The organism is Leclercia sp. G3L, assembly GCF_021117075.1.
In the GTDB taxonomy this organism is placed as follows: Bacteria; Pseudomonadota; Gammaproteobacteria; order Enterobacterales; family Enterobacteriaceae; genus Enterobacter; species Enterobacter adecarboxylatus_C.
Genome location: NZ_CP088265.1, coordinates 4,724,920 through 4,741,906, shown reverse-complemented (window position 1 = coordinate 4,741,906; position 16,987 = coordinate 4,724,920). Strand labels below are relative to the sequence as shown.

The following is a 16,987-nucleotide window of genomic DNA, read 5'->3' as shown; positions in this document are numbered from 1 at the left end:
GATAAAAAATGAAAAAAGTTGCACTCTCTTTGCTGACCCTGGGATTACTGAGTTCCCTGCCGGGCTATGCGGCGACGCCTGCGCCGGTTCCGGCGGCCATTGCCAACCATGACGGGCAGATCCGCATCGCGGTGATCCGCAACCTCGGCTCGGACGACAACACTACCCAGTTTGTTGCCGGTGCGATTCAGGAAGGCAAAAAGCTCGGCTTTAAGGTCAGCACCTTTTTAAGCAACGGCGACGACGCCAAATTCCAGGACTTCGTTAACCAGGCGATCACCCAGAAATATGACGGCATTATCCTCTCCCAGGGACGCGATCCGTACTCCACCGCGCTGGTGAAAAAAGCCGTCGATGCCGGGATCAAGGTGGCGGTGTTCGATACCGCAGTGAACGGGGAGATCCCCGGCGTAACCGTGACCCAGCAGGATGACGCCTCCCTGACCAACCTCTCGTTTGGCCAGCTGGTGAAAGATTTCAACGGTAAGGCCAACATCATCAAGCTGTGGGTCGCCGGCTTCCCGCCGATGGAGCGTCGTCAGACCGCCTACCAGGAACTGCTGAAGCAGAACCCGGGCATCAAGGAGCTGGAGTCCATCGGCGCGGTCTCCTCAGACGTACAGGGCGATACTGCCAACAAAGTGGGCGCGGTGCTGGCGAAATACCCGAAAGGCAAGATCGACGCTATCTGGGGCACCTGGGACGCCTTCAGCCAGGGCGCCTTTAAAGCGTTGAAAGAGAACGGCCGCACCGAGATCAAACTCTACAGCATCGACATCTCCAACCAGGATCTACAGCTGATGCGTGAAGCGGGCAGCCCGTGGGTGGTGAGCGTGGCGGTGGATCCGAAGCTGATTGGCGCCACCAACGTGCGTCTCATTGCCAACAAGATTGCCGGTGAAGCAACGCCTGCAACCTATGACTTTAAGGCGGCCGCTATTCCGCAGGCGCTGCTGTCGGCCCAGCCGGGCGCGGTGAACGTGGCATCATTAGGGAAAATCATCCCGGGCTGGGGCCAGACCGAAGACTTTATCGCCCCGTGGTTCGCGACGTTAGAAGCGAAGGCAAAATAATGCCCGGTGGCGCTGCGCTTACCGGGCCTACGGTTTTGTAGGCCGGGTAAGGCGCAGCCGCCACCCGGCGAAAGGCTCGATATGACTTCTCAACTACCCACCCCCGAATACAGCCGCAATATGCGCTTAATTGGCCACAGCGACCAGGGCGGACGCCCGGACGGCGTGCAGCTGATGGTGCATCGCGGCTTTGCCTATATCGGCCATATGGTGTCCCAGGGCTTTTCGATCGTCGACGTGCGCGACCCGAAAAACCCGAGGGCTGCGGGCTATGTGCCTGCGCCGCCGGGCACCTGGAACGTGCATCTCCAGGCCCACGACGACCTGCTGCTGGTGATCAACGCCCGGGATCTGTTTGCCGATGTCCGCTTTGCTGACGAAAAGGTCTACTACACCCGTCAGGTGGGGGAGACGGTCAGCGACGTGCAGGACAGAGGCTGGAGCGCCGGGCTGCGCGTCTTTGATATCTCCACCCCGGATAAACCGCGGGAAATCAGCTTCCTGTCGCTGAGTGGTATCGGCATTCACCGCATCTGGTACGTGGGCGGCCGCTGGGCCTATGTCTCGGCGCTGATCGACGGCTTTACCGATTACATCTTCCTGACCATCGATCTGGCGGATCCGCGTAAGCCGGAAGTCGCCGGGCGCTGGTGGCTGCCGGGGATGAACCAGGCGGCAGGAGAAACGCCCGAGTGGCCGGAGGGCAAACGCTATGCCCTGCATCACGCGATTATCAATGGGGATACCGCCTACGGTAGCTGGCGCGACGGCGGCCTGACCCTGCTGGACGTAAAGGATCGCAGCCAGCCGAAACTGATCGCCCATCGCAACTGGAGCCCGCCGTTTGGCGGCGGCACCCACACCGCGCTGCCGCTGCCGGCCCGGGACCTGCTGGTGGTGCTGGACGAAGCGGTGCTCGACAATCAGGAGGACGGCGAGAAGCTGATCTGGCTGTTTGATATTCGCGAGCCGTCGAACCCGGTGAGTATTGCCACCTTCCCACAGCCGCAGGAGCGGGATTACGTGGCGAAAGGGGCACACTTCGGGCCGCACAACCTGCACGAAAACCGCCCGGGCAGCTTTGTCAGCTCAACGTTGATTTTTGCCACGTATCAGAATGCGGGGGTGCGCGCGTACGACATTTCGAACCCGTATCGCCCGGTAGAGACCGCCGCGCTGGTGCCCGCCGCACCGGAGAAGATGATGGATACCCGGCCCAATCGCCCGCAGGTGATCCAGTCCTGCGATGTGTTTGTGGATGCGCAGGGGATTATTTACAGCACGGATTATAACGGCGGGTTGTCGGTGATTGAGTATTTGGGGTGAGGGGACCGGTTTTGTAGGCCGGGTAAGGCGAAGCCGCCACCCGGCAAACAGGTCGCACGCAACTTAACTGTACTGACGCACCCGCGCCACCAGCTCATCCACGCTGTCGATACGGTCGGCAATGACGATCAACGCCTTCCCGAGAGTGATGGCGTGGCGCAGGCATTCGTGGCGCATCTCTTCATCGCGAATGGTATCGATATCCGCCACGTGCGACAGGCCCACGCTGCGGCGGATCAGTTCGGTGCCGCAGAAGCCAATCGCGTCCTGCCAGACCTTCTTCAGAAACGCGCTGGCATAGCCCGGCACGCCGAGCGCCGCATCGCGGGATTTTTCCGCGGCCAGGGCCTGGAAACGTTCCGCGAAGGTGGTCCACAGCTGCTGGATATCGATCAGGCGCTGCTCGCGACCGGCCGCCGCGTCGCGGATGCCGAGGTGGCCCGGCAGGCCGCAGAAGTTAAGCAGCAGGTTGCCGATCGCCGTGCCGATATCAAACCCAATCGGGCCGAAATAACCGAACTCCGCGTCAATCGCCTTCAGGCTGCCGTCGGCGACAAAAATTGAGCCGCTGTGGATGTCGCCGTGCAGCAGCGCTTCGGCCTGGGAGAAGAAGCGGTGTTTCAGGGCGGCGACGGCAATCTTAAGCTGATCGTCATTGCGCAGAGCGGCGACATCGTTTTCCAGCGCCGCCGGGTAGTTATTGCGCTCGTGGATCTGGTAAGGGTCGTTGAAGAACAGATCCTCGGTGATCTCGCACATCTCCGGGTTGATGAACTGCGCTACCTGCGCCTTTTTGGCGTGCGGATGGAGGTAAAAATCGCTGGTGTGGAACAGGGTATGGGCCAGGTATTCCCCCAGCTGGCGTGCCGCCTGGGGATAATAAACGTTATTGATCAGCTCGCCGCGCCAGATCTTATGGCTGGAGAGATCTTCCATCACCATCACCGCAAGCGCCGGGTCAAAGTGGTGAATTTTCACCGTGTGCTGCGGGCTGTGCTGATAGTGCTCCACCAGGGTTTGTGCTTCGAGACGGGCGCGGTCCAGCGTCAGCGGCCAGGACTCTCCCACGCAGCGCACGTAGGGCAGGGCCTGCTTAACGATAATGCGGCTTACGCCTTCGCTGTCGAAAATTTTGAATACCAGATTGAGGTTGCCGTCGCCCACCTCCTGCGCCTCCACCAGTGACGATGGGTTTTCGAGGCCGCCAAACTGTTGGGCATAGGCCACGGCGTCCTGAGCGGTAAAGGTACGGTATTGCGACATTGCCAGTTCCTCATCTGTTCCGGTAATAAAGACATTTAGACGTCTATACATCTGAATTTTATCCTGACACAATGTGCTACAACAACGCAACAGAGAATTAACGACATGCAGAGATTACAGACGACCAGCCTGCGGGTGACGGAAAATCAGCTATTTATTCTCGACCAACAGGCGCTTCCGCAGGAGAAACGCTGGCTGGATGCGTCCACGGTTGACGCGCTGGTGGGGCATATTCACGCCCTGCGCGTGCGGGGCGCGCCGCTGATTGGTCTCTCTGCCAGCCTGCTGTTAGCGCTGCTGGCGGAAAACGGCCACAGCCGGGATCGGCTGGCGGCGGCGCTGGAAACGTTGCGGGCCTCGCGCCCGACGGCGGTAAACCTGATGAACAATCTCGACCGTATGAAGCAGGCGCTGTGGCAGGAAGATTATGTCCCGGCGCTGGTGGCCGAGGCGCTGCGTCTGATCGACGAAGACAAGCGGCTCTGCGACGCTATCGCGCAGGCGGGAAGCCAGCTGGTGAAGCCGGGTAGCCGCCTGCTGACCCACTGCAATACCGGCGGGCTGGCGACGGCGGGTGTCGGTACCGCGCTGGGAGTGATTGCTCTTGCGTATCAGCAGGGCAACGTCAGCAACGTCTGGGTGGATGAAACCCGTCCGCTGTTGCAGGGCGGCAGATTAACCGCCTGGGAGCTGGGCGAGCTGGGTGTGCCCTATCAGTTGATCACCGATTCGATGGCCGCCAGCCTGATGGCCAAAGGCCAGGTGGACGCGGTATGGGTCGGGGCAGACAGGATTGCCGCCAACGGCGATGTGGCGAACAAAATCGGCACCTATTCCCTGGCGGTGCTGGCGAAATTCCACGGTATTCCGTTTTATGTGGCGGCCCCGCAAACCACCCTCGATCCAGCGTGCCCGAACGGTGACGCTATCCCGATTGAGCAGCGCGATGCCCGGGAAGTGACCGGCGTGGCAGGGAGCTTTGGCGCGGTGCAGTGGGCGCCGCTTGATGCGCGGGTCTATAACCCGGCGTTCGACGTCACGCCTGCGGCGCTGATTAGCGGCTGGGTGCTGGATAGCGGGGTGGTGCTGCCGGAAGATGTGGAAGCGGGGATTTTTCGCAGCGGTGCGGTCTGAGTAATGCCGGGTGGCGGCTTCGCCTTACCCGGCCTACAACACCTGGTTTGTCGGCCCGTGCAAGCGCAGCGCCGCCGGGCAGGGCAGGGTGCCTACGGCAATCGTGGATACGCATCCGCAATCGCATCGCCGGTAAACTGCGCCACCCAGCCTTCCGGGTTATCGAAAATGCGAATGGCGGTAAAGTTCGGCTCGGAACCCATATCAAACCAGTGCGGCGTGCCGGCGGGCACCGAGATCAGATCGTTTTTCTCGCACAGCACCTGATACACCTGGTCTTCAATGTGCAGGCAGAACAGCCCGGCACCTTCGACAAAGAAACGCACTTCATCTTCACCGTGGGTATGTTCATTGAGAAACTTCGCGCGCAGGGCCTCTTTTTGCGGGTTGTCCGCCCGCAGGCTAATCACGTCCCAGCTCTGGTAGCCCTTTTCCGCTACCAGCCTGTCGATGGCGTGCTGATAGGCATTAATCACTGCGTCAGCAGTCGGATCGCGGCCAAAATCGCGGTCGGCTTCCCAGCGTTCAAAGCGGACGCCACGGGCATTCAGCTGCTGCTGGATCGCCTCAGGGTCGGTGCTGTGCCACTGCGGCTCGCGGGCTTCTTTATCTGAAAAAATGGTCAATGCGCTCATGAAGGGATCTGCTCCGGATTAATGTCGTCGAACTGGTGCACCTGATGATGATGGCTGGCGCCGTCGTCATCGCCGCGAATCAATTGCAGGGTGCGAAAACCTGCCTGTTCCGCGGCGTCCAGCTCCTGATGGATATCCGACAGGAACAGGATCTGCGAGGGCGCAAGGTTAATCTGTGCCGCAATAGTCTGATACGACTGCACATCGCGCTTGGCGCCGATGTGGGTATCGAAATAGCCGCTGAACAGATGAGTAATATCACCTTCGTCGCTGTAGCCAAATAACAGTTTTTGCGCTGCCACGGACCCCGATGAATAAACATACAAATCAATGCCCTGCGACTTCCATTTTTCCAGCGAAGGGAGAACGTCAGGGTAGAGATGACCGGTAAAGTCGCCGTTGACGTAGCCATCCTGCCAGATGATCCCCTGCAGCGCTTTCAGGGCTGTCGATTTGCGGTCTTCGTCCATAAAGGCGAACAGGGTGTCGATCAGATCGTGGGTGCTGGCCTGCGGCTCGGCAATCTCTTCACGCAGATTGTCCAGAATGGTGTTGACCGGTTCAGCATACTGCTGGGCGGTGACAAAGGCCGCCAGCCGCTCGCGCGCGTAGGGGAACAGGACATTATGGACAAAACGAATATCGCTGGTGGTGCCTTCAATATCCGTCACAATCGCGCGAATCATACTCTCTCCAGTTGTCGTAAACGCATCTCGCACTCGAACAAAAATTCGAGGCCTTCAAGGTGACGCCGGGCCTCTGCCACGTTGCGTCCCCAGCAGGTTAAGCCATGACCGCGCAGAAGAAAACCATAATTAAGCGGACGTTCCTGAGCGTAATGGGCAATGCGGGAGGCCAGGGCGTCGATGTCCTGGTCGTTGTCGAATACGGCGATCGGCACGGTATCAAGATGGCTGGTCTGCCCGCTGAGGGATTTCTGCATCTCAAAGCCGCTGATATGTAGCTCCGGCGCTTTGACCTGTCGCGACAGCACCGTGGCGTTGACGGTGTGGACATGCAGCACCGCGTTGGCCTCCGGGAAGAGGCGATAGACCAGGGTATGCAGGCCGGTTTCCGCCGAAGGTTTCCGCCCGGAGGGGGCGCGGTTGGTGGCAATCTCAACCTGCAGGAAGTCATCGGGGGTCAGGCTGCCTTTGTCTTTGCCGGATTCGCTGAGCCAGCACCAGCTGGCGTCCTGACGCACGGACATGTTGCCGCCGGTGGCGGGGGCCCAGCCCTTCGCGCCGATCCAGTGACAGGCCTCGACCAGGGATGTGAGTTGCAGGTTGTCTGTCATCCTTCTTACCTCTTCGGCAGGAATATCATTATGGTTTAGACGTCTAAGCGTCTTGATTGCCAAATACTAACATCGTGTTATAGTGGCAGCAACATATGTATTACATACAGGCCCGTCGAAATGAGTAATAAACCCTTGATTCCAGAGAGTAAATTTCCAGGTCTCGGCACCACCATCTTTACGCAGATGAGTGCCCTGGCGCAGCAGCACAAGGCGATTAACCTGTCGCAGGGTTTCCCTGATTTCGATGGTCCGGACTATCTGCATCAGCGGCTGGCTCACCATGTGGCGAACGGCGCTAACCAGTACGCGCCTATGACCGGGGCCCAGCCGCTGCGCGAGGCGATTGCCGATAAAACCGCCGAACTGTATGGCTATCAACCGGATGCAAACAGTGAGATCACCGTGACCGCAGGGGCGACCGAAGCGCTGTACGCGGCGATCACCGCCCTGGTACGGACCGGCGATGAGGTGATCTGCTTTGATCCGAGCTACGACAGCTATGCCCCGGCAATTGAATTGTCGGGTGGCGTAGTCAAGCGTGTGGCGCTCCAGCCGCCGCATTTCCGCCCGGACTGGCAGGCCTTTGCGGCATTGCTGAGCGAGAAAACCCGGCTGGTCATTTTGAATACCCCGCATAACCCGTCGGCGACGGTATGGCAGCAGGCAGATTTCGCCGCGCTCTGGCAGGCCATTGCCGAACGTGAGATTTATGTTCTGAGCGATGAGGTGTACGAGCACATCTGCTTTGCTGAGGCGGGGCATGCCAGCGTGCTGGCCCATCCGCAGCTGCGCGAGCGGGCGATTGCCGTCTCCTCGTTCGGGAAAACCTTCCACATGACCGGCTGGAAAGTGGGCTACTGCGTGGCACCTGCGGCCATCAGCGCCGAGCTGCGTAAGGTGCATCAGTTCCTCACCTTTGCGGTCAATACCCCGGCCCAGCTGGCGATTGCCGATATGCTGCGCAATCAGCCGGAACATTACCGTGAACTGCCTGGCTTTTATCGCGCCCGCCGGGATCTGTTTATCGAGGCCCTGAGCGCCAGCCGGCTGGAGATTTTACCCTGCGAAGGGACCTATTTCCTGCTGGCTGACTACAGCGCCATTTCCGATCTCGATGACGTCAGTTTTTGCCAGTGGTTAACCAAAGAGGTGGGGGTGGCGGCCATCCCGCTATCGGTATTCTGTGCCGACGCGTTCCCGCACAAGCTTATTCGACTCTGCTTTGCCAAACAGGAAACCACGCTGCTGGCGGCGGCGGAACGGCTGAAAAAACTATAACGAAATATGTTGAAACCGACATAATTTAATACGCAGATTTATTAAATAACGTCTGCGTATTTATTTGACGGGGATATTAAAAAATAATTATATTTCTCCGTCGGGCTTTCTTATTCATATTGAAAATCTTCATTGCTGATTTGCTCAATGAAATTCGAAAATACTGTGCTAGTTAATGCAGTGCGGTTATACATCATGTAGACATCCGCGGCGGGTAACGTAACGGGAGCATCAATTTTTTTCAACTTAAAGGCATCACAATACTTTTCGTATACGACTTCAGGAACGATACCCAATAAGTTAGAGGAACTGATCATTGTAATTAGCGAGAAAAATGAGTCGCAGCGAAAGGCAATTTTTCTCTCGGGAAACGCATTTTCTGCCTGTGCCTGAAAGGCTTTAATGCCCGGCTCTTCGCTCATAAATTGAGTATATTTTTCATTGTTCAGCTCCTCCAGGGTAGCAACCGCACCGATTCGGGGATGAGCTTCACGACACACAATCACCATCGGCAAGTTGATAAAGTGGGAGCAGACAATAGAGCGGTTGGAGACGGAAGCGAATGAGAAGACCAGATCGGCTTTACGGTAGGCTAACAGATCTTCTGCCGAGTCGACAGACAGCAGCATGTCATGAAATTCGACCTCATAATTATGCTCCCGCATCAACAGCTTCATCGAGCCGATCATCCGGTTTTGCGTCAGAACCTGCGGGCAGTAGATAACAAAGTTCTTCTTCAGCGCCGAGCCGTGCATGATGTTAATCGTCTGCTCGATCTGGTTCAGGTTCTGTTCAAGATGTTTATGTAAATTGACGCCTACCGTGGTCGGGGAGATGCCTTTACCGGAGCGGATAAACAGCGGATCGTTCAGCTGATTACGCAGCCGTTGCAGAGACTGGCTTACCGCAGAAGGGGTAATAAAGAGCGTCTCCGCTGCCTTGCTGATACTGAGATGCTGATAAATGCACTCAAAAATTACCAGCAGATTAAGGTCAAATTTTTTCAGATCGTAGAGATTAGCCATGATTCGTCCTGATTAGCTGTCTGAATAGTGTTATCACATACAGGATAACTATAGAAGTAAGTTAGCCATTCACCATCCATTTGATCGGATAACTTAACTGATTTTAAATTTCAACTTAATATATCATGGCTGTAGATTAATGAAATAAAAGCCCAGCAATTATTGAAATAATTTTGTCCTTAAAAAGGCGGGCGGAATTATTGCTATTCCGCCGCCGTTCAGGTATTACGGCGTTCCCATCATCATATTAAGTTGTTCTTTATCCGGTAATCCGACAACCTGCTGTAATTCATTCTGGTTATTCATGTAATACAACGCGGGGGTGGCCGCTGCGCCAAGATCGTCCATGATCGACTGATTATCTTTCAACGTTTTAATTAGGGCAGGAGACGGGGTCTGCGGCACCTTAAGCGCCATTTTTCCGCCAGATTGTTCGTAGTCATGCCAGCTTTTCGCCGGATCCTTTGCGGCGAGAATGGCCGCTGCCGCGCCGGTGCTTTCAGGCTTGATAACCCCTACCAGCAACGTACGTAGCTGCACCTTGCCTGACTCGACCCACGGACGCGCCTGCTGCCAGAATTGCAGGCAGTAAGGGCAGTAAGGATCGGCGAAAACATAGATCACCCGCGGGGCGTCTTTGTTCCCCTCAAGCAGCCAGTGGGCCTTCTCCATACGCTGCCAGAGTTCGCGTCCGGCAGGCGCGTACAGCTCTTGCTGGATCACCTGCTCGCTCAGGTTTTTGCCTTGCTCATCGTACATGTACCCGGAAATGGCATGTTTGCCATCCGGCGTCAGATAGATGGTGACCCCCATGTCCTGATACTTGCCCAGCCAGCCCTTCATGCCGCCGGGCGCCTCAAAGGATTTGATAATGGTGATACCTTGTTTTTCAACGGCTTTTACCGGGGCCGGTAACGCTTCGGCATGGACGACGAAGGGGAATAACGCGAGGAGCAGGGTGGGTCTTAACATGATTAATCCTTAAAAAATCAATACCAAAGAACGGGTTCGGTAAAACCTATCGCAATCATAGGTATTTTTACCCTGTCAGCCAATTGCCCTTTCTGTGGGTGGGTGGTGTAATCCACTTCGCTGTTACGACCTTGCTAAAGGTAATGTAGAGCGCAACACATCGCCAGCTTCGGCTGGCACTGATGTTACCCTCGGGTAGCTCAGGTATCAGGGCCGCCGTCAAGGCGGCCTTTTTACTTTGCAGCATCCAACCGGGTTGTTAGGTATTGCTGATTGATTTGATAAAGCAAACGCATTAGCCCGTTCGGGCAAAGTTGGTTACCTTAGCTCTCAACGAAAACACGGAGGAAGTACAGATGTCTTTAATTAACACCAAAATCAAACCTTTCAAAAACCAGGCGTTCAAAAACGGCGACTTCGTAGAGATCACCGAGAAAGATACCGAAGGCCGCTGGAGCGTGTTCTTCTTCTACCCGGCTGACTTTACTTTTGTCTGCCCGACCGAACTGGGTGACGTTGCAGATCACTACGACGAACTGCAGAAGCTGGGCGTAGACGTTTACTCTGTCTCTACCGACACCCACTTCACCCACAAAGCGTGGCACAGCAGCTCTGAAACCATCGCTAAAATCAAATACGCGATGATCGGTGACCCGACTGGCGCCCTGACCCGTAACTTTGAAAACATGCGTGAAGACGAAGGTCTGGCCGACCGCGGCACCTTTATCGTTGACCCGCAGGGCATCATCCAGGCCATCGAAGTTACCGCTGAAGGTATTGGCCGTGACGCATCCGACCTGCTGCGCAAAATCAAAGCGGCACAGTATGTTGCTTCTCACCCAGGCGAAGTGTGCCCGGCGAAATGGAAAGAAGGCGACGCGACTCTGGCTCCATCTCTGGACCTGGTTGGTAAAATTTAAGCCCACAATGCCCGGCGGCGCTGCGCTTGCACGGGCCTACAACACCGTAGGCCGGGTAAACGAAGTGCCACCCGGCAATCAATGGGCGCATCTGCGCCCATTTCATTCCAACACCATGATGCAAGTTGCATTCAGGCAGCCCGGATAAGGCCGCTTGCATGATGATGTTTTTTAAGCAGGAGATGAACAATGCTCGACACCAACATGAAAACCCAGCTCAAGGCCTACCTTGAGAAACTGACCAAACCTGTTGAGCTGATTGCCACGCTGGACGACAGCGCTAAATCGGCAGAAATCAAGGAACTGCTGGCTGAAATTGCCGAACTGTCTGCTAAAGTGACCTTTAGGGAAGACAACAGCCTGCCGGTGCGCAAGCCGTCCTTCCTGATCGCTAACCCAGGCTCCACCCAGGGCCCGCGCTTTGCCGGTTCCCCGCTGGGACACGAATTCACCTCACTGGTGCTGGCGCTGCTGTGGACCGGTGGTCATCCGTCTAAAGAGGCGCAGGCTCTGCTTGAACAGATCCGCGATATCGACGGTGATTTTGAATTTGAAACTTACTATTCGCTCTCGTGCCACAACTGCCCGGATGTGGTCCAGGCCCTGAACCTGATGGCGGTGCTGAACCCGCGCATCAAACACACCGCGATTGACGGCGGCGTGTTCCAGAACGAAATCACCGATCGCAACGTGATGGGCGTTCCGGCGGTGTTTGTGAATGGGAAAGAGTTTGGTCAGGGTCGTATGACGCTGACAGAGATCGTCGCCAAAGTGGATACCGGCGCTGAAAAACGTGCCGCGGAAGCGCTGAACAAGCGCGACGCCTACGATGTGCTGATTGTCGGCTCCGGCCCGGCGGGTGCGGCGGCTGCGGTCTACTCTGCCCGTAAAGGCATTCGTACCGGTCTGATGGGCGAACGTTTTGGCGGCCAGGTGCTGGATACCGTGGATATCGAAAACTATATCTCCGTGCCGAAAACCGAAGGTCAGAAACTGGCTGGCGCCCTGAAAGCGCACGTCAGCGACTATGAAGTGGATGTGATCGACAGCCAGAGCGCCAGCAAACTGGTGCCTGCGGCGCAGGAAGGCGGCTTCCATCAGATTGAAACGGCGTCTGGAGCGGTGCTGAAAGCACGCAGCATCATCATTGCTACCGGTGCCAAATGGCGCAACATGAACGTGCCGGGCGAAGATCAGTATCGTACCAAAGGGGTGACCTACTGCCCGCACTGCGACGGCCCGCTGTTTAAAGGCAAGCGCGTAGCGGTAATTGGCGGGGGTAACTCCGGTGTCGAAGCGGCAATCGATCTGGCCGGTATCGTTGAGCATGTGACGCTGCTGGAGTTCGCACCAGAGATGAAGGCCGACCAGGTTCTGCAGGATAAAGTACGCAGCCTGAAAAACGTCGACATCATTCTGAACGCGCAGACGACCGAAGTGAAAGGCGACGGCAGCAAAGTGACCGGTCTTGAGTACCGCGACCGCGTGAGCGGGGATGTGCACAGCGTGCCGCTGGCGGGGATCTTCGTGCAGATTGGTCTGCTGCCCAACACCACCTGGCTGGAAGGCGCGATTGAGCGCAACCGCATGGGCGAGATTATCATCGACGCCAAATGTGAAACCAGCGTGAAGGGCGTATTTGCGGCGGGCGACTGCACCACCGTGCCGTACAAACAGATCATCATCGCGACCGGCGAAGGGGCGAAGGCCTCCCTGAGCGCCTTTGATCATCTGATTCGTACCAAAACAGCATAAGAAAGTAAGACTACACCTGCAAAGTAAAGAGGCTACCTGACGGTAGCCTCTTTTTTTTACCTTACCACCAGCACCGGTATATTGGCGTGACCTACCACACTGGAGGCGTTCGAGCCCAGCAGGTGGGTGGAGATCGACGGGTTGCGCGACCCGATCACCACGATATCGGCTTTCAGCTCGCTGGCCACCTCGTTCACCACGTCGCGCACATTACCAAAGCAGACATGGGTTCTGATCCGCGACGGGTCGATGCTGAAATGGCTGACCATCGTCTTCAGGCGGTTGTGCGCCTCCTGTTCGATATGCTCCTCGAAGCGGCGCATATCTGCGGCGAAGCGATGCAGCCCAAAAGTGGACGAGCCTGGTAAAACGTGCAGTAAGTGAATAATGCCATCCTGCTGCGCCAGGAATTCAGCGTGGCGAATCGCCTTGTCGCTCAACTCCATCTCAAAAACATCCACCGGCATAATAATCGTCTGGTACATAACCGTTTCTCCCTGTTTATTTACGCTTAATCCATTCAAACACAAAATATAATCAGATTCTGATAGCTCGCTGACACTTTTTAATATCGCCCCGCTTGTTGGCGTTTTGCCGTGCCGCTTTGATGCCAGGATTAATCCCAAAGCCGTGCAATTTCCCGGTATATCCCCGCTGATGGCTACCCTTTTAAGGTAAACCCGCATTTTTTCTCTGAATCCGGAGGTCGAATGAAAGCATTGACGTATCACGGACCACATAACGTTAAGGTTGAAACGGTACCCGATCCGGCCATTGAACAAGCTGACGATATCATTCTGCGCATCACCGCCACCGCGATCTGCGGTTCTGATTTGCATCTCTACCACGGGAAGATACCTAAGGTAGAACATGGCGATATCTTCGGTCATGAGTTTATGGGTGAAGTGGTGGAGACCGGGCGAGACGTGAAAAATCTCACCAAGGGCGATCGGGTGGTGATCCCCTTTGTCATTGCCTGCGGCGATTGCTTTTTCTGCCGTATGCAGCAGTACGCCGCCTGTGAAAATAGCAACAGCGGCCAGGGCGCAGCGCTGAACAAAAAGCAGATCCCGCCTCCGGCGGCGCTCTTCGGCTACAGCCATCTCTATGGCGGTGTACCCGGCGGCCAGGCGGAATACGTTCGCGTGCCAAAAGGCAACGTCGGACCCTTTAAGGTGCCGCCGCTGCTGTCGGATGATAAGGCCCTGTTCCTCTCGGACATCCTGCCCACCGCCTGGCAGGCCGCCAAAAATGCCCAGATTACTCAGGGCAGCAGCGTCGCGGTGTTCGGGGCCGGGCCGGTGGGGCTCCTGACCGTCGCCTGCGCGCGTTACCTCGGCGCCGAGCAGATTTTTATTGTCGATCATCACGACTACCGGCTGCGATTTGCTCAGGATCGCTACGGCGCGATCCCCATTAACTTTGACCGCGACGACGATGCCGCAGAAAAAATCATCGAGCAGACCCGGGGCCAGCGCGGGGTGGATGCGGTCATTGATGCGGTCGGCTTTGAGGCCAAAGGGAGCACCACCGAAACCGTGCTGACCAACCTCAAGCTTGAAGGCAGCAGCGGTAAAGCGTTGCGGCAGTGTATCGCCGCGGTACGGCGTGGGGGGATCGTCAGCGTGCCGGGCGTCTATGCCGGCTTTATTCACGGTTTCCTGTTTGGCGACGCTTTCGACAAAGGGCTCACCTTTAAAATGGGGCAGACCAACGTTCACGCCTGGCTGGGGGAACTGTTGCCGCTGATCGAGCAGGGGCTGATCACGCCGGAAGAGATCGTTACTCACTATATGCCGTTTGAAGAGGCGGCCCGCGGCTACGAGATCTTTGATAAACGTCAGGAAGATTGCCGGAAGATCATTCTGGTGCCCGGGGCACAAAGTGCGGAAGTGGCAAAAGAGCGGGTTACCGGGCTGGTCAACCCTATGCCGGGCGGCGTTATCTGATAGCGAGGGGCGGAAAGAGGATGCCCTGGCATCCTCTGGGCAAAGCGGGTTAACGCTTGTTCAGATGGGATCAGCGCAGGTATTCGCCCGCGGCTTCAGGCTGCCAGATAAGTTCCAGCACCTCCAGATGCGTGGCGGTACCGCCTGGCAGTTCCCAGTGGATGGTATCGCCGGTACGCAGGCCGATGAGTGCTGCGCCCACCGGGGCCAGGACCGACAGTTGCGTGCTGCTGTCGGTCATCTGCGCCGGATAGACCAGCGTGCGGGTGCGGACTTCCCCGGTAGCCAGATCGCGAAACTTCACCTGACTGTTCATGGTCACCACGTCAGCGGGCATGTCCTGCGGAGCGCACATCTGCGCGCGATCCAGTTCGTCGTTCAAAGCACTGGCGACGGGCAGCGAGGCAAAAGCCGGTTGCTCCAGCAGGCGGTCGATACGCTCAGCATCGAGTTCGTTAATGATGATTGTGGGTCTGGACATTATTTACTCCATGTCGTTCATGCTGCGACAACCGCAGAAGAGATGCCAAAAGAAAACCCTCGCCATCCGGTAGCGAGGGTTTAACTCTGTCTGATAATACTGAGTCTGTGCCCCGGTTTGAAGTGATGCTTGTCACATTCATGGTGTGGATGTAGTCCGGAAGCGTCAACTGGGTCGTTAGTATGAAATTTAGCCAAAAAAGGTGATCCTTCGCCAATTTGGATTATCCTTCTAAGGCGCAGGTTATGTAGCGTGACACACCCATAACAGCAGAACAACGAAGACTGTAGCACTAAATTCAGTCTTACTTTTCTACGGATTGCGTTACGCTGATCCCCTTGGGGCAGGGGGATGAGCGAAGCGTAATCCGTGCCTGCCGGTCTTTATTCCCGAATTTCCCAGAGAGCACTATGTACTTTTATCAACCTTCCCAGGGACACGGCCTGCCGCACGACCCGTTAAACGCTATTGTTGGACCCCGCCCGATTGGCTGGATTGCCTCCTGCGATGCCGAAGGACGCCCGAATCTGGCGCCGTACAGCTTCTTTAACTGCTTTAACTACCATCCGCCGATTATCGGCTTCGCCAGCACCGGCTGGAAAGACAGCGTGCGCAATATTGTTGAGACCGGGGAATTTGTCTGGAATCTCACCACCCGCGAGCTGGCCAGCGCCATGAATGAAACCTCCGCCAGCCTGCCGCACGGCGAAGATGAGTTTTTACGTGCCGGCCTCACCAAAGCCGAAAGTCGGGTGGTGAAGGTACCGCGCGTCGCGCAAAGCCCGGTCAACTTTGAATGCCGCCTGTCGCAGTGCATCCAGCTGACGGCGGCGAACGGTGCGGAGATCGACACCTGGCTGGTGCTGGGGGAGGTGGTCGGGATCCACATTGATGAAAGCCTGCTGCATGACGGCATCTATCAGACGGCAAAAGCGCAGCCGGTACTGCGCGCGGGTGGCCCGACGGCGTACTTCGCCATCGGTGAGGATCAGCGTTTTGATCTGGTACGCCCGGATGCGCGAAAAGCCTGAGACACTCTCAGTAGCCGATCTTGTCGATTTCAAACTGCTTGCCGCAGTTACCCGGGTGCGGTTGGGCGATAAATGAGCGGGTTGTCAGTGGAGCGTTGATGCTGGCGGCGGTAAGCGTGAGCTGCACTTCGGTGAGCCAGGCCGGGTTGCCGCTGCAGCTAAGCTTGACGGCTTTGACCGTCTCCGGACCCCAGCTTCTGGCGACCGCGGCGTCAAAGGCGCTGCGGGTGACGGTTTTACCGTAGTTTGCCGCCAGGAACTGCCCAAGCGGGCTGGCCTTCACTTCCTGATTCATGCGCACCATGGTGCCGAAATACGCATCGGGATCGAAGCCGAAGCAGACGCCGTGTTTGGCATATTCGTAACGCTCCAGACAGGAGTTACCGCCTGCGCCAGGCATTACCTCATTCAGCTTTGCGGCCCCCGTCAGCGATAATCCGGTTTCGGCGGCGTCACATTTACGGCTAGCTTTAGCCTCCGGCATATTGGGGATCGGGCGAGTGGCGCAGCCATAGCGCATCCAGCGGCGATCGTCGACCCCGCGTGCGGCGATAGATTTAGGTAAGCCCGGCCACAGGCCATGAACGGTGAGGATCGTTGTTTTATCGTCACGCTCTTTTTGCAGGCGACACTCGTCGGGCGCGGCGCGATTGCGGTCATGCAGGCTCTGGCAAAAGCCGGATTGCCAGGAGAGCGCCAGCACGTAGCGATCAAAGTCCGCGTATTGTGTCGCCTGAAGCGGGGCTGCCCGCGCCGGAAGAGCGCACAGTACTGCAGCGGTTGCGCTGATAGCGAAAACGAAATCCTTTCTGAACATGTCAATTCCTGGTGGTTGGAAGCAGGGC

17 protein-coding genes are annotated in these 16,987 nt (G+C 56.9%); 8 read left to right on the top strand and 9 right to left on the bottom strand.

Translation table 11 applies throughout. The annotated features are described in order from the left end of the window. Positions 1–8: 8 nt before the first annotated feature. Together LRS40_RS24240 and LRS40_RS24235 are read left to right on the top strand one after the other, a co-directional pair. Complete coding sequence (locus LRS40_RS24240; protein ID WP_231312893.1) at positions 9–1,073, top strand: sugar ABC transporter substrate-binding protein; 1,065 nt, start codon at positions 9–11, stop codon at positions 1,071–1,073. 81 nt (positions 1,074–1,154) lie between these two features. Further along, a complete protein-coding gene (locus LRS40_RS24235) occupies positions 1,155–2,399 on the top strand; it encodes an LVIVD repeat-containing protein (RefSeq protein WP_231312892.1) in 1,245 nt (414 codons plus the stop codon). Between the two features lie 63 nt (positions 2,400–2,462). On the opposite strand, the gene mtnK is transcribed toward LRS40_RS24235, so the two are convergent. Beyond that, positions 2,463–3,662, bottom strand: coding sequence for an S-methyl-5-thioribose kinase (mtnK, locus tag LRS40_RS24230; protein WP_231312891.1), 1,200 nt, complete (start codon positions 3,660–3,662; stop codon positions 2,463–2,465). Positions 3,663–3,767: 105 nt separating this feature from the next. Between mtnK and mtnA the strand changes: the two genes are divergently transcribed. Further along, complete coding sequence (gene mtnA / locus LRS40_RS24225) at positions 3,768–4,796, top strand: S-methyl-5-thioribose-1-phosphate isomerase (protein ID WP_231312890.1); 1,029 nt, start codon at positions 3,768–3,770, stop codon at positions 4,794–4,796. Between the two features lie 92 nt (positions 4,797–4,888). Here the strand turns inward: mtnA and LRS40_RS24220 are convergent, their stop codons facing one another. From LRS40_RS24220 to LRS40_RS24210, 3 genes are read right to left on the bottom strand one after another with little or no spacing between them, the layout of a single operon-like run. Continuing rightward, positions 4,889–5,431 (bottom strand): acireductone dioxygenase, encoded by a 543-nt coding sequence (locus tag LRS40_RS24220; RefSeq protein ID WP_231312889.1) that lies wholly within the window; start codon positions 5,429–5,431, stop codon positions 4,889–4,891. Further along, entirely contained in the window at positions 5,428–6,117 is a 690-nt protein-coding gene (mtnC, locus tag LRS40_RS24215; RefSeq protein ID WP_231312888.1) for an acireductone synthase, read from the bottom strand. Before mtnC ends, LRS40_RS24220 begins: the two co-directional genes overlap by 4 nt. Beyond that, positions 6,114–6,728, bottom strand: a complete 615-nt coding sequence (locus tag LRS40_RS24210) for a methylthioribulose 1-phosphate dehydratase (protein WP_231312887.1) — start codon at positions 6,726–6,728, stop codon at positions 6,114–6,116. Before LRS40_RS24210 ends, mtnC begins: the two co-directional genes overlap by 4 nt. A 120-nt stretch (positions 6,729–6,848) precedes the next feature. On the opposite strand from LRS40_RS24210, the gene LRS40_RS24205 reads away from it, so the two are divergent. Beyond that, positions 6,849–8,009 (top strand): pyridoxal phosphate-dependent aminotransferase, encoded by a 1,161-nt coding sequence (locus LRS40_RS24205; RefSeq protein ID WP_231312886.1) that lies wholly within the window; start codon positions 6,849–6,851, stop codon positions 8,007–8,009. Between the two features lie 110 nt (positions 8,010–8,119). Here the strand turns inward: LRS40_RS24205 and LRS40_RS24200 are convergent, their stop codons facing one another. Then, a complete protein-coding gene (locus LRS40_RS24200; RefSeq protein WP_231312885.1) occupies positions 8,120–9,034 on the bottom strand; it encodes a LysR family transcriptional regulator in 915 nt (304 codons plus the stop codon). A gap of 225 nt (positions 9,035–9,259) precedes the next feature. Continuing rightward, positions 9,260–10,006 carry a thiol:disulfide interchange protein DsbG gene (gene dsbG, locus LRS40_RS24195; RefSeq protein WP_231312884.1) on the bottom strand — a complete coding sequence of 249 codons (747 nt, stop codon included), beginning with the start codon at positions 10,004–10,006 and terminating at the stop codon, positions 9,260–9,262. A gap of 356 nt (positions 10,007–10,362) precedes the next feature. Between dsbG and ahpC the strand changes: the two genes are divergently transcribed. Together ahpC and ahpF are read left to right on the top strand one after the other, a co-directional pair. Then, positions 10,363–10,926 (top strand): alkyl hydroperoxide reductase subunit C, encoded by a 564-nt coding sequence (gene ahpC, locus LRS40_RS24190; protein ID WP_106992308.1) that lies wholly within the window; start codon positions 10,363–10,365, stop codon positions 10,924–10,926. Between the two features lie 189 nt (positions 10,927–11,115). Next, positions 11,116–12,681 carry an alkyl hydroperoxide reductase subunit F gene (ahpF, locus tag LRS40_RS24185; RefSeq protein ID WP_231312883.1) on the top strand — a complete coding sequence of 522 codons (1,566 nt, stop codon included), beginning with the start codon at positions 11,116–11,118 and terminating at the stop codon, positions 12,679–12,681. 56 nt (positions 12,682–12,737) lie between these two features. On the opposite strand, the gene uspG is transcribed toward ahpF, so the two are convergent. Further along, positions 12,738–13,166 (bottom strand): universal stress protein UspG, encoded by a 429-nt coding sequence (uspG, locus tag LRS40_RS24180; RefSeq protein WP_231312882.1) that lies wholly within the window; start codon positions 13,164–13,166, stop codon positions 12,738–12,740. A 225-nt stretch (positions 13,167–13,391) separates the two neighbouring features. Here uspG and LRS40_RS24175 point away from each other — a divergent pair, with 225 nt between their 5' ends. Then, positions 13,392–14,630 carry a zinc-dependent alcohol dehydrogenase gene (locus LRS40_RS24175; RefSeq protein WP_156263186.1) on the top strand — a complete coding sequence of 413 codons (1,239 nt, stop codon included), beginning with the start codon at positions 13,392–13,394 and terminating at the stop codon, positions 14,628–14,630. Between the two features lie 70 nt (positions 14,631–14,700). Here LRS40_RS24175 and rnk read toward each other — a convergent pair whose 3' ends face one another. Further along, positions 14,701–15,111 carry a nucleoside diphosphate kinase regulator gene (rnk, locus tag LRS40_RS24170; protein ID WP_142488653.1) on the bottom strand — a complete coding sequence of 137 codons (411 nt, stop codon included), beginning with the start codon at positions 15,109–15,111 and terminating at the stop codon, positions 14,701–14,703. Between the two features lie 410 nt (positions 15,112–15,521). Between rnk and LRS40_RS24165 the strand changes: the two genes are divergently transcribed. After that, the gene (locus LRS40_RS24165; protein ID WP_142488654.1) at positions 15,522–16,142 is read left to right on the top strand and encodes a flavin reductase family protein; all 621 of its coding nucleotides are present in this window, start codon (positions 15,522–15,524) and stop codon (positions 16,140–16,142) included. A gap of 7 nt (positions 16,143–16,149) precedes the next feature. Here the strand turns inward: LRS40_RS24165 and rna are convergent, their stop codons facing one another. Further along, positions 16,150–16,959 (bottom strand): ribonuclease I, encoded by an 810-nt coding sequence (gene rna / locus LRS40_RS24160; RefSeq protein ID WP_231312881.1) that lies wholly within the window; start codon positions 16,957–16,959, stop codon positions 16,150–16,152. Positions 16,960–16,987 lie beyond the last annotated feature (28 nt).

Bases quoted from the DNA above. Each gene is read 5' to 3' on its own strand.
- LRS40_RS24240 (WP_231312893.1), top strand. From the start codon at position 9: ATGAAAAAAGTTGCACTCTCTTTGCTGACCCTGGGATTACTGAGTTCC.
- LRS40_RS24235 (WP_231312892.1), top strand. From the start codon at position 1,155: ATGACTTCTCAACTACCCACCCCCGAATACAGCCGCAATATGCGCTTA.
- mtnK (WP_231312891.1), bottom strand. From the start codon at position 3,662: ATGTCGCAATACCGTACCTTTACCGCTCAGGACGCCGTGGCCTATGCC.
- mtnA (WP_231312890.1), top strand. From the start codon at position 3,768: ATGCAGAGATTACAGACGACCAGCCTGCGGGTGACGGAAAATCAGCTA.
- LRS40_RS24220 (WP_231312889.1), bottom strand. From the start codon at position 5,431: ATGAGCGCATTGACCATTTTTTCAGATAAAGAAGCCCGCGAGCCGCAG.
- mtnC (WP_231312888.1), bottom strand. From the start codon at position 6,117: ATGATTCGCGCGATTGTGACGGATATTGAAGGCACCACCAGCGATATT.
- LRS40_RS24210 (WP_231312887.1), bottom strand. From the start codon at position 6,728: ATGACAGACAACCTGCAACTCACATCCCTGGTCGAGGCCTGTCACTGG.
- LRS40_RS24205 (WP_231312886.1), top strand. From the start codon at position 6,849: ATGAGTAATAAACCCTTGATTCCAGAGAGTAAATTTCCAGGTCTCGGC.
- LRS40_RS24200 (WP_231312885.1), bottom strand. From the start codon at position 9,034: ATGGCTAATCTCTACGATCTGAAAAAATTTGACCTTAATCTGCTGGTA.
- dsbG (WP_231312884.1), bottom strand. From the start codon at position 10,006: ATGTTAAGACCCACCCTGCTCCTCGCGTTATTCCCCTTCGTCGTCCAT.
- ahpC (WP_106992308.1), top strand. From the start codon at position 10,363: ATGTCTTTAATTAACACCAAAATCAAACCTTTCAAAAACCAGGCGTTC.
- ahpF (WP_231312883.1), top strand. From the start codon at position 11,116: ATGCTCGACACCAACATGAAAACCCAGCTCAAGGCCTACCTTGAGAAA.
- uspG (WP_231312882.1), bottom strand. From the start codon at position 13,166: ATGTACCAGACGATTATTATGCCGGTGGATGTTTTTGAGATGGAGTTG.
- LRS40_RS24175 (WP_156263186.1), top strand. From the start codon at position 13,392: ATGAAAGCATTGACGTATCACGGACCACATAACGTTAAGGTTGAAACG.
- rnk (WP_142488653.1), bottom strand. From the start codon at position 15,111: ATGTCCAGACCCACAATCATCATTAACGAACTCGATGCTGAGCGTATC.
- LRS40_RS24165 (WP_142488654.1), top strand. From the start codon at position 15,522: ATGTACTTTTATCAACCTTCCCAGGGACACGGCCTGCCGCACGACCCG.
- rna (WP_231312881.1), bottom strand. From the start codon at position 16,959: ATGTTCAGAAAGGATTTCGTTTTCGCTATCAGCGCAACCGCTGCAGTA.